Raw genomic sequence first — 13,669 nt, forward strand, 5'->3', positions numbered from 1 at the left:
GCATGACGATCTCCCTGTCGGACGAACAGCGTCGTGCGATCGCCATCGCCGAAGACGTTGCGGACGTGACCGTCCGGGACTGTGTCTTCGACGACGAACACGACCACGTGGGTTTCGTCATCAAAACCGGCGAAATCGGCAAGGCGATCGGCCGTGACGGCGAGACCGTCGATCGTCTCGAGCAGCGACTCGGCCAGGACGTCACGCTCGTCGAAGATGCCGACAGGCCAGCAGCGTTTCTCGCAAATGCGTTTGCGCCGGCAGCCATCGAGGCTGTCACGATCGAAGACGACGAGGATGGGCGCCTCGCCAGCGTCGACGTCGATGACCGTGATATCGGTATCGCGATCGGAGCGGACGGCCGGAAGATCGAACTCGTCCGGGAACTCGCTGCCCGTCACTTCGACTTCGACGAGATCGAATTGACCGAAGCGTAATCGGACGCGGCAGACGGACTGGCAACTCGGTTCTTGGGCGAACGCCATCGAGGCCCCACAGTCGAAACCGATGCACGCTTTGTTCGTGGCATCAATCGGCACGTACGAGCGATGACAGCGGAGTTCACAGATAGATCCCTGGCCGAGCACCAGCGCGTCTTCGAGAAGATTTGGTCTCAAAACCCCGGGCGACAGAACTGGAGTTCCTCCTCGTGGTGGTTCTTCTTGCTGTTCCCCGAAGGCGAGGCGGGGTACGGCCCCCGACAGCTGATGTTCTCGGTTGCTGCCTGTGTGGGTGACCAGTGTCGCGTCAACGACCTCCCGGCCCCAGGGATGGACGCTGACCGCCCCGTCTCCGACGGCGTCGACAGATTCAACGCTTCCACTGTCGGGTGGGCTGGCGACGACGAACAGGTCCACGATCACGTTGTCACGCAGCCAGCCGAAGCCGTACTCTCAGCAGACGACCAGCGTCTCGAAGCTTGGCGGGAACGTGCAGACGGGGCCAGACGTGGGAGTGAGGTGGCTGCACTCTCAGAGCATCCGATCGGCCTGGAAGCGACGGTTGTCGGCGACGACGTCGAAGCGGAGTTCGAGGCTCGGGCCGCCCTCGACTCGAAGATGACGGCTCCCCACCAGTCCGTGAACATCGACACGTCGCTGGGTGGCATCGAAGTTGTCGCGTTGCGCCAGCTCGACTTCGAGGGAACCTTCGATCTCCCCGACGGCAAAGAGACGCTGTCCGGGTCGTGTTACTTCCAGCGCGTCTGTTTCGATCTGCCCCTGTTCCCCTGGAAGTGGGTCTGGGCGATCTTCCCGGATGGGACCTCCTTCTCGGTGATGGTTCCGTTCGTCGGCCCACAGCTGTTCCGACGGGGGTACACATTCTTCTCTTCGAACAGTCTCGAACGACTGACGATCCCGCTCAGACAGTCGGGGTTCTGGCACTGGGGCGATGGCAGTGGTCACGTCGAGTTCGACCGCGCCACTGTCGAGCCACTCCTTGACACCGGCGAGCATCCGGACTTCGATGTCCGTGTCGAGAACGACGACGGCGATTACGTTCGCTTCGTCGCCCGGACCTACGGCCACGCACGCAACTGGCTCGAACGTGAGCGACTGGGTGGCCGGACGTCCTCTCACTGGAGTTACAACGAGTACATGTTCCGCATGGCCGGCCTCGCCGGCAACGTCGAGGGCACGAATCTCGCCGACGCCTCACTCGGAACTGGCTTTGGCACCCTGGAGTACAGTACCGGCCTGGGGCTGTGACCCTTTCAGGTCACTCCCTCCTCACTCCTGGCTGCCACCGTCGGCTGCGGTGTCCTGTGTCTCGGATGTCTCGGGTCCGGACTCGGGACCAGACGCCTCGAGGGTGAACTGTTCGACCGCATCGCGCAGGCCACTCGAACGGTCGGCCAGGGCCTGGATCTGTTCGCTGACTTCCGTGATCGAAGCGGTCTGCTCTTCGGCGGCCGCCGAGACCGACTCGGCCTCTTGGGCAGTCTGTTCGCTGATCGAACCTACGTCGTCCATCATTGCGACGACCTGCTCCGTGGAATCGGCCTGGTCGTCGGTGGCATCGTTGATCGACTGGACGCCCGTATCGGCGTCCTCGACCTGTTCGACGAGCTGTTCGAGAAGCTGGACGGCATCTTCGACGGCGTCGATCCCGTCGGTGACGCTCTCGCCCATCTCGTGCATGTCACCGACGACGTGGTCGGTCGTCTCTTGGACTTCTTGGATCCGTTGCTCGATGTCCTGGGTCGCCTCGGCTGTCTCCTGGGCCAGCCCCTTGATCTCGTCGGCGACGACGGCAAAGCCCTCGCCAGCCTCGCCGGCCCGGGCGGCCTCGATCGAGGCGTTCAGCGCCAGCATGTTCGTCTGGTCGGCGATGTCGTCGATCAAGCCGGCGATCTCGCCGATCTCTTCCATGGCGCTTTCGAGGCGTTCGACCTCTGTGATCGTCGTCTCGGCCTGGGACTCGACGGCGTCCATCTCTCCGAGGGCGTCCGACCCGAGTTCGCTTGCCGTTTCACCGAGGTCGGCTGCCTGTCGGGACTTCTGTGCGACTCCCTCTGCCGAGGAGGCGACCTCCTCGATCGCGGCGCTGAGATCGGTCAGCTCGTCGGTGGCGTCTTGGACGGTTTCGTCCTGGCGATCTGCCCCCTCGGCGATGTCTTGGACCGATTCGCTGACGTCCTCGCTGACCCGGCGTACTTCGCTGGCGCTCGCAGCGACGTCTTCCGCTGACGCGTCGACGTCCTCCGCGAAGGCACGCACCTCCTGTAGCGTCTGTTCGAGTTCCATCAGCATCTCGTTGGCTGCGACGGCGATCGCACGCATCGCGTCGTCGTCGACGTCCTCGTCGAGCCGCTGGGTAAGATCGCCGTCGGCTGCCTCGGCCATGACCGTGCTGAACTCGTCGGCCTGTTGTTGTAGCGATTCGGCCATGGCTTGGGCCTCTTGTTTCGAGGCCTGGGCTTGCTCTCTGGCGGATTCGATCTCTTCGATTGACGCTTGGAGGTCCTCTTGCATCGTTTCGAGCGATGCCCCGAGTTCTCCCGGGACTCGCTCGTCGAGCGCCGGATCGTCGAAATCCTGGCGTGCCAGAGCGTCAGCCTGCGATGCGACCGTCCGTAGATAGTTCGTCGTCTCCCGAAATGCGTCTCTGACTTGTCCGATTTCGTCGATCCGTCCTTCGTCTTGGACGGCAATGTCCAGGTCTCCCTCGGCGATCGCGGACGCCTGCTCGCCGACGGTCGCAATACGCGGAATGACGTCTCGGCCGACGTAGACGGCGAGGACGACTAAGCCGAGGAGTGCCGCTCCAATGAGGCCAATGAGGTGTGTCTGGACCGTATTTTTCAGCGCGTACGCGTTCGCGGTTGGGACGCTCTTGACCACGACCCAATCGGTGCCGTTGACCGGCGCGTAGGCGACCAATTCATCGCCCCGATTCAAGATACCACTCGTATTAGCGCCCCGCTGTAACGCCGTCGCGTTGGCACCGCCCGGATACTGGTCGAAGACCTGACTCTCGTTTGAGGGGATCATCACCGATCCCGACGTCGAGACAACTTCTGTGGTTCCGCCTTCGATGACGTTCTGGAACTGTTGGCTCCGGGCGTCGAGATCGTAGGCCATAACCACTCCGTGCGTGAAGCTTTGTGTCGGGCTGGAAAACGCGAGCAGCGAGCGATTGTCGACCGTGTACACCTCTTTGGTGCCTGCGGTATCACGATCGAGCCCCAATAGCCCATCCCCGCTCGATGTCGTCCCCCACCGCAGGTTTTGGGATTCAAGCGACGTATTTTCGAGTCCGTCGACGCTGCTGTCGCGGATCAGTCGCTTTGGAACATTGACGTAGTGCACTGCGACGAGACTCTCCCCGCCGTTCAGTTTTGCGCGTTGGAGGGCGATGTTTACCATCCCCGAATCCGAGTCTCCGGACGCGATCGCCGGGTCTTTCGACAGTGAGTCCGCTGCTTCCTGTTTCTGTTCGAGCCACTGTTGGACGTTGTCGGCTGTCCGCTCGGTGGCCGCCTGCAACTGATCGTTCCGGTTTTCGGTAAGCTCTGCCGAGACCGTTTGTTGGGTAAAGATCCCGATCCCTAGGACGACCAGGCCAACGACTACCACCACGAGCAAGAACTTTCGAAGGTACCGTCGTCTGATCGTATCCGGTAACAACTGTTCAAACCGTGCCAGCAGTCCCGAGGCGTCACTCATATGAGGAATCTGCAATTCTGTTCGGGAACTGCTTGCCTAAACATTACGCCAGCAGTATCAATCGAGATAATTACGCCCTACGGGCAGGCCATCCAGTCGTCGACGTGGCCGGCTGGTAACTCCAGGTTCGAAAGAAGACGCTTAAGTAGCTTCACGGGGTACTTGCGGTCACTATGGCAAACGGCAAGTACGCCGCACGCAAACTCAAGAAGGACCGCCAGCAACACCGGTGGTCCGACTCCGACTACGCTCGCCGCGAACGCGGGCTCGGAGCCAAGTCCGATCCGCTCGAAGGAGCACCGCAGGGTCGCGGGATCGTCCTAGAGAAAGTCGGTATCGAGGCCAAACAGCCCAACTCTGCGATCCGAAAGTGTGTTCGGGTCCAGCTCATCAAGAACGGCAAACAGGTCACGGCCTTCTGTCCTGGTGACGGCGCTATCTCGTTCATCGACGAACACGACGAGGTCACCATCGCCGGCATCGGCGGTGCAAAGGGTCGTGCGATGGGCGACCTCTCCGGAGTCAACTACAAGGTCGAGAAAGTCAACGGCGTCTCGATGATCGAACTGGTTCGCGGTAACGCCGAGAAACCGGTGCGATAACCATGAGTGCCGAGACTGATTCCGATTCCGAGGACGCCGAAAGCACGACTGGTGCGAAGCTGTTCGGTCGTTGGGCCACCGACGAGATCGAGTTCCAGGATCCGTCGACCGAACGGTACATCACGATTACGCCGATCGCCCACACGATGGGCCGTCACGCCACCAAGCAGTTCCAGAAGTCCGAGATCTCGATCGTCGAACGGTTGATCAACCGTCTCATGCAGACCGACGAGAACACGGGCAAGAAACAGCAGACGACTCGGATGGTCCGTGAGGCCTTCGAGATCGTTCACGAGCGAACTGACGAGAACCCGATCCAGATCCTCGTCGGTGCGATCGAGCACAGTGCGCCACGCGAAGAGACGGTCCGCCTGAAATACGGTGGCATCTCGGTGCCCAAAGCTGTCGACATCTCCCCGCAGCGTCGGGTCGACCAGGCACTGAAGTTCCTCGCTGAAGGCGTCTACAACGACTCCTTCAAGACGCCGACCGATGCCGAAGAAGCCCTCGCCCAGCAACTCGTGGGCGCTGCCGACAACGATGTCGGGACCTACGCCGTCAACCAGAAAGAAGAGAAAGAGCGCGTCGCGGCAGCAGCTCGGTAATCTCTCTCGTTTTCTCGATCGTTGCTTTGGTCGCTTCGATTTCGCTCCTGTCCAGTCTCAACTCCCAGAATAGCCTCTGGACGTATGTCGAACCGAAAGAGAATCGTCGCGTCGCTACTTCGCGCGACCGCTGTCGCCGCGATTGCTGGGACGTGTGTGTTCGGCGCCTTTTCCGCGAACGTTCAGGCCCCGGTTGCGCTGTCCGGCGCTCGTGAGGCCGCGCAGCGCACGGTCGGCCTGTGAGTCGTCACAGATCCAGTTGAGATCGTCGTCGTTTTCGATCGCCGGATGATCGGGATCGACGAGAATCGCTTCGAACCACTTCTGGCTGCCGTCCTCGCCGACCCAGTAGGAATTGAGGACGCGCAGGTTGCGATACTTCTTGGTCGCGCGTTCTTCGGCCACGCGCTGGAGGTTCTTCCGGCGGGTGATCCGCGTGACGCCTTGTCGCTTCGAGCGCCGACCCGCTTTGTGTCGCTGTTTGCGCGCACTGCCTTTCCGGACACTGATCCGTGCCACGACGATCCCCTGTTTTGCTTTGTACCCGAGCGAGCGTGCCCGGTCGAGTCGCGTCGGTCGCTCGACGCGTTCGATGGCGCCTTGCTCGCGCCACTCTTGCATGCGTTGCCACTGGAGTTCGGCCAGCTTGCCGTCGTCCGGATCTTTCCAGGCGTCTCGGATGTGTGAATAGAAGCTTCGTGCCATGTTTTCACCGCGGGCGTTGGATGGTTCAGCCGGCCGTCCGGCCACATTCCGACCTGTCGAACAGGTGCCCGCTGGCTGCCCGCAGACCAGCGAGTTGCCGATTGTACCCTCGTTGGGCGCTTAAGCGCTTCGAACTCTTCTCGAAGCCCATACCCGCAGGCTCAAGTCTGGGGTGACCTGAACGTGCCCATGGACGACTCGGTCACTGTCGTCGTTCCGACTCGCGACGAAGCCGATCGCATCGGGGGAATCGTCGCAACGCTCGTCGCGACGTACGACGTACTCGTTGTCGACGACGGCTCCGACGACGCGACGGCTGCTGCCGCCGAGGCGGCCGGCGCGAGTGTCGTCTCTCACGACGTTCCACAGGGTCGTGCTGAAGCACTCCGGACGGGGTTCGACCAGGCCACAGGTGATATCATTGCACTGTTTGAACCGAGCGGCGCGTACGATCCCGGAGAGGTCGACGACGTTGTTGCCCCGATTGTTGCTGGCGAGGCGGATATCGTCTTCGGGACCCGGCCGGCACTCGATCGTCTTTCGGAGTGGACGTTGAACAAGCTAGTCACTCGAACGACTGGTGTCCCGGATCCGTCGACCGACGTGTGGGCGATCAGGGCTTTGGCACTTCCTCATATCTCCGTCGGCCCTGCCTGTGACTGTGGTGTTGTCGCTCTCGCGGCGACGGCTGCCGACCTCCGAATCGAGGCCGTGGGTATCTCCTCCCAAGAGCTGACCGGACCACGCGATCTCGCGTGGTATCACTTTCGCCAGCTTGGGGCTGTTTTTCGCCATCTCATCGTCGGTCGGTAATGTCGCCGTCCCCGTCGATACGTTCTGTTGCTGTTCGTCATTTCCTATAGCGATAACTGGTTTATGAGGGTCGTTCGCAATCCGGCTATGCCGGGTTTTCACTGGGCAGAGCGGCGCCTTAGGCCGTTACCGACTCGAACGTCCCACTTTCGATCGCATGCGCGCACGCTGACGGATCGATATCATCGGTCTGGCTGGGGTATTTCCGCTCGAAGTACCCGATAATGTTTTCGACGTCACGTTGCAGTAACTCCGCGGCGTTCTCGTGGTCGGTTTCGACCGCTTGTGGCCAATCGAAGATCGTCACGCCGTCCTCGCCGACGAAGACGTTGTATTCACTCATGTCGGCGTGGACGTAGCCGCCTTCGTAGGCACTGGCCATTTCCTGAAGAATGAGGTCCAAGACGGGCCGAACTTGCCCGGGTTCGAGTTTGGTCCGGGAGAGTTCGACGCCGTCCATCCGCTCCATGACGATCGCGTGACGGTTGTGATCGACCGGTCTCGGGACGTTGACCCCTGGGTACAGCTCCTCCAATGCGCCATACTCGCGTTCGGCTGCCTTTCGAGCGGTGTACAGCCAGGAGACGTGCTCACGGTCGGCGGTGTACTCCCGTTCACGCATCACTTCCCGGAAATTCGTGTATCCCTCCCGGTGGTACTTCAACGCCAGCGGCTTGTACGACTGGACTTCGTAAACGTCACTTTCCTTGCCGACGCCCAGGCTCGAACCGACACCCTCGATCGTTTCGCGCTCGGCGAAGGTGTGCAACGCCAGTGCGTCGTACCCTTCGAAAGTGAGTCGGAACCCCGTATACTGGATCGTCTTCCGTTCGATCAGGTCGCGATCTTCACACCGGTCCAGCCGGTAGTCGGCGTCCTCTGTGGTTAGCCGCGAAAACTCCGGCAGCTTTTCGCGGGCGACCCACTCCGAGAAGCGCATTCCCTGCTCGATCCCAGAGAGGAGATGGAAATCCTCGGGTTCTAGCTCCGCGAGGTGAGGCGCGACGTTCGAGACCATCATCCCTTGGTAGGAGTTTGTCGGGCAAAAGCCCGACGTGTCGGGGTGGGAACCAGCGACGTAAACCAAATAAAGCTATATACAATCTCGACCACCGAGGGCTGTGTCGGTCCGGTTGTCACCTTCGAAGCGACTTTGAGCGCGCCGGTTAGATTCTCTGCTATGCGAATCGGTGCACACACCTCGATCGCCGGCGGCGTCTCGAACGCCCTCGAGGAACAACTGGAGTACGACGGCAACTGTGGACAGATTTTCTCACACTCCCCGCAGGTCTGGCAGGACCCATCTTTCGAGGACGCGGAAGCAACGACGTTCCGTGAGCATTCCGCGGACGCGGATGTCGGACCCTGGGTCATCCACTCGTCGTATCTCGTCAACCTCTGTACGCCAAAGGACGACCTCCGGGCGAAGTCGATCGACAGTCTCCAACAGGAAGTCGAGGCCGCCGCGAAACTCGATATCCAGTACGTGAACGTCCACCTCGGGGCCCACACCGGTGCTGGTGTCGGTACCGGGCTGGACAACGCCGCGAGCGCGCTCGATGAACTCGACGTGCCCGCGGACGTGACGGTATTAATCGAATCCGACGCCGGCAGCGGGACCAAACTCGGGGGCGAGTTCGAACACCTGGCGACGGTCCTCGATCGAAGTGACCAGGAGCTTGGCATCTGCCTGGATACGGCTCATATGTTCGCCGCGGGCTATGACCTATCGACCACCGAGGCGGTCGAGGAGACAGTCAGCGAATTCGATGAGGTCGTCGGCTTGGATGCTCTGGAGTGTATCCATCTCAACGACTCGAAACACGCCTGTGGGACGAACAAAGACGAACACGCCCACCTAGGTGAAGGCGAGATCGGCGAGGAGGGTATTCGATCGATCGTCTCTCATCCCGACCTCCGGGACCTGCCGTTCGTTCTCGAGACCCCAACTGAGGACGGACGCGGCTTCGCCTGGAACGTAAAGCGCGCCCGGGAACTGCGCCAGGACGCCTAACCGTTCGCATAGACAGTCGCTGATCGACTCGCTTTTCACCGGAGATAGTCAGGGTGACGTATGCGCCGGTTCGACGCCGAGTATCTCGAACACACGCGTCGCGGGATGTGGGCGGAGTCCCGCGAAGCACTCTCCGCGCTTGACCTTCCGGCCCGCGATCGCGTCCTCGACGTCGGCTGTGGGACCGGCGAACTGACGCGTGTGCTGCGAGAGGAAACCGATGGCGACGTCATCGGCTGTGACGCTGACCCCGAATTGTTGGCTCACCTCGTGTCGCCGGTCGTTGCTGGTGATGCGTATCGCCTTCCATTCCCGGACGATGCGTTCGACCTCGTGGTCTGTCAGGCACTCTTGATCAATCTTGCCGAACCCAAGCGAGCCCTCGCGGAGTTCGTCCGCGTTTCGCGGGATGGCGTCGCGGTAATCGAGCCGGACAACGGTGCCGTTACCGTCGAGTCGACCGTCTCGACCGAGCCGCCGCTCGCACGAACCGCACGGCGTCACTATCTATCGGGCGTCGGGACGAACGTCGCGCTGGGGGCGGAATTGCGGCCACTGCTGGAGAATGAGGGGCTTTCGTCGATCGACGTCGCTCGCTACGATCACGAACGGACTATCGAGCCACCCTATTCACAGCAGAACCTCGAAGCTGCAAAGCGCAAGGTCAGCGGCCAGGGACTCGACGACGACCGGGCGACGATGCTCTCGGGCGACCTTTCCGTTTCGGAGTACGACGCGCTCCGTGAACGTTGGCGCGAGATGGGGCGGACTGTCGTCGAGCAGATGCGCGATCGTAGCTACGAGCGCACAGAAACGGTCCCGTTCTACGTCGCAACCGGCCAGGTCCCGGAGTGATTTGCTCGCTGGCGCCTCCCGTCAGTGTACGTCTCCGCGAACAGTGACGCCACGCTCGCGTTCGCGTTGCTCGCCCAGCGTCTGTGCGGCCGTCGCGGCCTGTTGCTCGTCGGCCCCCAGCTGCTTGAGGGCCTCGGCGAGGGTGGGAAAGACGTACTCCCCTGTCCGGAGTTTTTCGAGTGCCTCTGACGATCGCGTCCCTTCGTGCCAGAGACAGACGCCGCGTGGATCGAGGATCTCCTCGTAGCTCCCGCGGGCGAGTGCGCCTTCGAGTCGTCGAGTGACGTTATCCTCGAAGGAAGCGTTGCAGACTTCCAGATGGACCGGCTCGCCTGCTTCAGTCAGGTGGGCGGCGAGACATTGCTCGGGTGCGACGTGGCCGCTGGCGGCGGCTGCAATTTCGTCCGGGTGGTCACGAGCCCACTCCGTCCGGACGGTTTCGCCGATGCCCTCGACGCCCAACTTCTCGTTCAACGCCGTCGCTTCCGCGTTGGCCTGCCCGAACAGCAGGTCCTTCGTGAGGTAGACGTCGAGTCGCTCGACGGGATCGAGGCCCAGCGCCAGATCGCCGTAGACCCAGACTTCACGAACGGGAACCGGCATCGTCTCCTGTTCGACTGCCTCGAGGATGCCTTCGAGGCGGTCGACAGCTACGTCGCGATCGAAATCGCTCATCGACCACCTTCGGGCCGGGATGGACAAAACGGTTTCCGGTCGTTGCGGGGGTTTGATTTTTCCGCCGCGGGTGACAACGCCCGCCATGGAGTTCGACCGCTTTGGCGACGAACGCCACCCGGATCTGTTGTTCGTCCTGGGCTGGGGGAACCGGCCGACCCACGAGCCCGTGCGCTGGTTGCTCGACCGACTCGCCGAGGACTGGCGAGTCCACACAGCGACGCTGCCGGTCCACGCCACCGACGTCCAACGTGAGTGGGTCGATCCCGTCTCGGCGTATGCCGCCGCCCTCACGAACCCCGCCGTGCTGGCTCACAGCGCCGGTGGGCTTACCGTCGCCCACGCGGACATCGAGTCTTCGACGACGACGTATCTCAGTCCGTGGTGGGGGTTCTCCTCGGCGAATGGGGGACGCCTGGTGGACTTATTTGCTCGGTTCCCACTCGACGTGAAGTTGCTGCCCAGCGGGATCGACGATCCGTCGTTGCTCGGTGCTCACGCTACCGCGCGACAGGTTACCGAGGGGGCCGATCGCGTCTCGCCAGCTTTTCTCCGGACAGTCCAACAGGCTCACCGGACCCTTCCGCCCGCCAAAGACGAGGCCGTCGTCTTCTGCTCGCTGACCGATCAGGTCGTCTCGACGCGAGCGATCGGCGAGCGCGTCCCGGCCGAGCGGATCCGCCTCTACGACGGCGGCCACGAACTGTTCTCCTCACGATCGCGTGAGCGACAGCTCGCCACACTGCGTGCAGTGCTGTCCGAGGGGCCGGCCGGGCTGGAAGCGTAATCCTCTCGGGTGCGTATCTCCGAGAGCCAGTGAATGGACTGTGATCGGTGTGGCGAGGCGGCGGTCATGCATGCGGCCTACTCCGGGGCCCATCTCTGTGAGGACCACTTCCGGCGCTCCGTCGAGAAGCGTGTTCGCCGTCGGATTCGTGAGGACGGCATCGTTCCCGAACGGGCCACGCCGGAGGAACCCGTCACCTGGCTGATCGGCCTCTCGGGTGGGAAAGATAGCGTCGTCCTCACGCAGATCCTCGCCGAGACTTTCGCCGAGGATCCCCGGATCGAACTCGTCGCGCTGTCGATCCACGAGGGGATCGAGGGCTACCGCGACGAGAGTCTCGACGCCGCTGAGTCACTCACTGCTGATCTTGGGCTCCGTCACGAGACGATATCCTACGCCGATGAGTTCGGCGTTCGTATGGACGAGGTCGTCGAAGACGATCCCGAAGACATGGCTGCTTGTGCGTACTGTGGCGTCTTCCGACGCGATCTGCTCTCGACGTACGCCGAGGAGTACAACGCCGATCTCCTGTTGACCGGCCACAACCTCGACGACGAAGCCGAGACAGCGCTGATGAACTTCCTCGAAGGCGACATCGCCCAGATGGCAAAACACTTCGACGCAAGCCTCGGCCCGCTCGACGAGCGAACGTTGACCGATCGGCACGTCCCACGGGCGAAACCACTCCGAGATGTCCCCGAAAAGGAGGTCGCGCTGTATGCCCGCCTCCGGGATCTCCCGGCACACATCACCGAGTGTCCACACGCCTCAGAGTCGTTTCGCGGTGAGATACAGTCACTGTTGTACGAACTCGAAGACGCCCATCCGGGGACGCGCCACTCGATCATGGCCGGATACGAACAGCTGGCCAGGCAGGCGGCCCGGACTGTCGACGAAGACCGAGACTACGCGTCGTGTGACACGTGCGGACGACCGACGACCGGAGAGCGGTGCCGACGCTGCCAGCTGCTGGATGCGTTGGGTGCCTGAAAACGGCGCTTTTTCGAACAGTGATGCGTCCGATCGAGGGGTCGGTCAGTCTGTCCGGATGACGTCTAGGCCGTGGTTCTGCTCGACGGCATCTCGGCCGCCGTCAGTTTCCCCGAAGCTTCGGTCGGTCTGACTGCTGGCGTCGGTGCCGACGTTGCTACTGGCATCGAAAGACGTGTCCTCGACGTCGACGTCCTCGATTGCTTGCCGGGACTTGTTGGCCTGCTTTTGGGTCGTCGGACCCAAGACCTGGGCCGACTGGACACCGGTCATGATCGCCATGACGCGGACTTTGCCCTTGTACTCTTCTTCGATCCGGGCTCCCCAGATGACGTTAGCGTTGGCCTCCAGACGATCGGTGATGTTGCTTGCGATGCCTTCGGCCTCGTCGAGCGTCAGGTCGGGTCCACCCGTGATGTGGACCAGGCCGCCGCTGGCCCCACGGTAGTCGACATCGAGCAGTGGGTGGTTCATGGCGTCGCTGACCACTTCCTGGGTCTTGTTCTTGTCCTGGGTCTCGCCGACGAGCATCACCGCGACGCCGCCCTGGTTCATGATCGCGGACATGTCCGCGTAGTCCAGGTTGATCAGCGACGGTTGGGTGATCGTCTCGGAGATCCCCTTGACCGTCTCGGCGATGATCTGATCCATCACCGAGAAGGCCTTGCCGATCGGGAGGTTCGGGACGTAATCCAGCAGTCGATTGTTGTCGAGGACGATGATCGAGTCGGCCTCATTGCGGAGGTTCTCCAGACCCTCCTCGGCTTTGACCGTCCGCGCACGCTCGACGTTGAACGGCGTCGAGACCATGCCGACGACGATCGCACCCTGCTCCTTGGCGATCTTCGAGACGACGGGCGCGGCGCCCGTGCCGGTCCCGCCGCCCATGCCGGCCGTGACGAACACGAGGTCGGCGTCGCCCAGCACTTCCTTGATCGTGCCCTGGGCCATCTCGGTGGCGCGTTCGCCCATCGAGGGGTCGCCGCCCGCCCCGAGCCCGTTGGTCAGGGACTTGCCGACGAGGATCTTCGTGTCGGCTTCGATCATCTTGAGGTGCTGTTTGTCGGTGTTCAGCGCGATCGTATCGGCGCCCTCGACGCCGATGTTGTACAGCCGGTTGACGGTGTTGTTACCGGCACCGCCACAGCCGATGATCACGATGCGCGGGTCGCCGAACTCGTCACCGTCGGCATCGACGTCCCGGCTCTCCTGTTCTTCGTGTTCGAGGGCCGAGTTGACAATATCCTGCATCGTCTACACCTTCGCCCATGTGCGCCGCTTGCGTTTTTCGGATGGGCGCTCTTTGCCAGTCTCTTGCTCGGCCAGCATATCTCGAACGGCCGCCCGGATCGCCTCGCTCCGGTTCGGGTATTCCCCCGTTTCGACCATTCGTTCGACCTCCTCGATCTGCTGTTTCGGAATCCGTAGTGTCACACGCTCCATATTTATTGTTC

At 62.2% G+C, this 13,669-nt stretch carries 15 protein-coding genes; 9 read left to right on the top strand and 6 right to left on the bottom strand.

Features of this window, described 5'->3' with window-relative positions; all coding sequences use genetic code 11:
* The first annotated feature begins 2 nt into the window (after positions 1 to 2).
* Together Hrd1104_RS01685 and Hrd1104_RS01690 are read left to right on the top strand one after the other, a co-directional pair.
* Complete coding sequence (locus Hrd1104_RS01685; protein ID WP_154551120.1) at positions 3 to 437, top strand: NusA-like transcription termination signal-binding factor; 435 nt, start codon at positions 3 to 5, stop codon at positions 435 to 437.
* Between the two features lie 111 nt (positions 438 to 548).
* On the top strand, positions 549 to 1,709 hold the full coding sequence (locus Hrd1104_RS01690; protein WP_154551121.1) for a hypothetical protein: 1,161 nt from the start codon (positions 549 to 551) through the stop codon (positions 1,707 to 1,709).
* 21 nt (positions 1,710 to 1,730) lie between these two features.
* On the opposite strand, the gene Hrd1104_RS01695 is transcribed toward Hrd1104_RS01690, so the two are convergent.
* The gene (locus Hrd1104_RS01695; protein ID WP_154551122.1) at positions 1,731 to 4,169 is read right to left on the bottom strand and encodes a methyl-accepting chemotaxis protein; all 2,439 of its coding nucleotides are present in this window, start codon (positions 4,167 to 4,169) and stop codon (positions 1,731 to 1,733) included.
* Positions 4,170 to 4,342: 173 nt separating this feature from the next.
* Between Hrd1104_RS01695 and Hrd1104_RS01700 the strand changes: the two genes are divergently transcribed.
* Both Hrd1104_RS01700 and Hrd1104_RS01705 read left to right on the top strand, forming a co-directional pair.
* Positions 4,343 to 4,771: a 30S ribosomal protein S12 gene (locus Hrd1104_RS01700; protein WP_154551123.1), complete on the top strand. Its 429-nt coding sequence runs from the start codon at positions 4,343 to 4,345 to the stop codon at positions 4,769 to 4,771.
* Between the two features lie 2 nt (positions 4,772 to 4,773).
* On the top strand, positions 4,774 to 5,376 hold the full coding sequence (locus tag Hrd1104_RS01705) for a 30S ribosomal protein S7 (RefSeq protein WP_154551124.1): 603 nt from the start codon (positions 4,774 to 4,776) through the stop codon (positions 5,374 to 5,376).
* 114 nt (positions 5,377 to 5,490) lie between these two features.
* Here Hrd1104_RS01705 and Hrd1104_RS01710 read toward each other — a convergent pair whose 3' ends face one another.
* Positions 5,491 to 6,081 (bottom strand): 50S ribosomal protein L15e, encoded by a 591-nt coding sequence (locus tag Hrd1104_RS01710; RefSeq protein ID WP_154551125.1) that lies wholly within the window; start codon positions 6,079 to 6,081, stop codon positions 5,491 to 5,493.
* A gap of 189 nt (positions 6,082 to 6,270) precedes the next feature.
* On the opposite strand from Hrd1104_RS01710, the gene Hrd1104_RS01715 reads away from it, so the two are divergent.
* The gene (locus tag Hrd1104_RS01715) at positions 6,271 to 6,894 is read left to right on the top strand and encodes a glycosyltransferase (RefSeq protein ID WP_154551126.1); all 624 of its coding nucleotides are present in this window, start codon (positions 6,271 to 6,273) and stop codon (positions 6,892 to 6,894) included.
* Positions 6,895 to 7,012: 118 nt separating this feature from the next.
* Here the strand turns inward: Hrd1104_RS01715 and Hrd1104_RS01720 are convergent, their stop codons facing one another.
* Entirely contained in the window at positions 7,013 to 7,912 is a 900-nt protein-coding gene (locus Hrd1104_RS01720; protein ID WP_154551127.1) for a serine/threonine-protein kinase RIO2, read from the bottom strand.
* A 162-nt stretch (positions 7,913 to 8,074) separates the two neighbouring features.
* On the opposite strand from Hrd1104_RS01720, the gene Hrd1104_RS01725 reads away from it, so the two are divergent.
* Entirely contained in the window at positions 8,075 to 8,908 is an 834-nt protein-coding gene (locus Hrd1104_RS01725) for a deoxyribonuclease IV (protein WP_154551128.1), read from the top strand.
* 60 nt (positions 8,909 to 8,968) lie between these two features.
* Complete coding sequence (locus Hrd1104_RS01730) at positions 8,969 to 9,763, top strand: class I SAM-dependent methyltransferase (protein WP_154551129.1); 795 nt, start codon at positions 8,969 to 8,971, stop codon at positions 9,761 to 9,763.
* A gap of 21 nt (positions 9,764 to 9,784) precedes the next feature.
* Here the strand turns inward: Hrd1104_RS01730 and Hrd1104_RS01735 are convergent, their stop codons facing one another.
* Positions 9,785 to 10,438, bottom strand: coding sequence for a hypothetical protein (locus tag Hrd1104_RS01735; protein ID WP_154551130.1), 654 nt, complete (start codon positions 10,436 to 10,438; stop codon positions 9,785 to 9,787).
* Between the two features lie 85 nt (positions 10,439 to 10,523).
* Between Hrd1104_RS01735 and Hrd1104_RS01740 the strand changes: the two genes are divergently transcribed.
* Both Hrd1104_RS01740 and Hrd1104_RS01745 read left to right on the top strand, forming a co-directional pair.
* Positions 10,524 to 11,225: an alpha/beta hydrolase gene (locus tag Hrd1104_RS01740; RefSeq protein ID WP_154551131.1), complete on the top strand. Its 702-nt coding sequence runs from the start codon at positions 10,524 to 10,526 to the stop codon at positions 11,223 to 11,225.
* Between the two features lie 33 nt (positions 11,226 to 11,258).
* Positions 11,259 to 12,215: a TIGR00269 family protein gene (locus Hrd1104_RS01745; protein ID WP_154551132.1), complete on the top strand. Its 957-nt coding sequence runs from the start codon at positions 11,259 to 11,261 to the stop codon at positions 12,213 to 12,215.
* A gap of 45 nt (positions 12,216 to 12,260) precedes the next feature.
* On the opposite strand, the gene ftsZ is transcribed toward Hrd1104_RS01745, so the two are convergent.
* Positions 12,261 to 13,466 (bottom strand): cell division protein FtsZ, encoded by a 1,206-nt coding sequence (ftsZ, locus tag Hrd1104_RS01750; protein WP_154551133.1) that lies wholly within the window; start codon positions 13,464 to 13,466, stop codon positions 12,261 to 12,263.
* 3 nt (positions 13,467 to 13,469) lie between these two features.
* On the bottom strand, positions 13,470 to 13,658 hold the full coding sequence (locus tag Hrd1104_RS01755; protein WP_154551134.1) for a ribbon-helix-helix domain-containing protein: 189 nt from the start codon (positions 13,656 to 13,658) through the stop codon (positions 13,470 to 13,472).
* Positions 13,659 to 13,669 lie beyond the last annotated feature (11 nt).

It is taken from the genome of Halorhabdus sp. CBA1104, from assembly GCF_009690625.1.
In the GTDB taxonomy this organism is placed as follows: Archaea; Halobacteriota; Halobacteria; order Halobacteriales; family Haloarculaceae; genus Halorhabdus.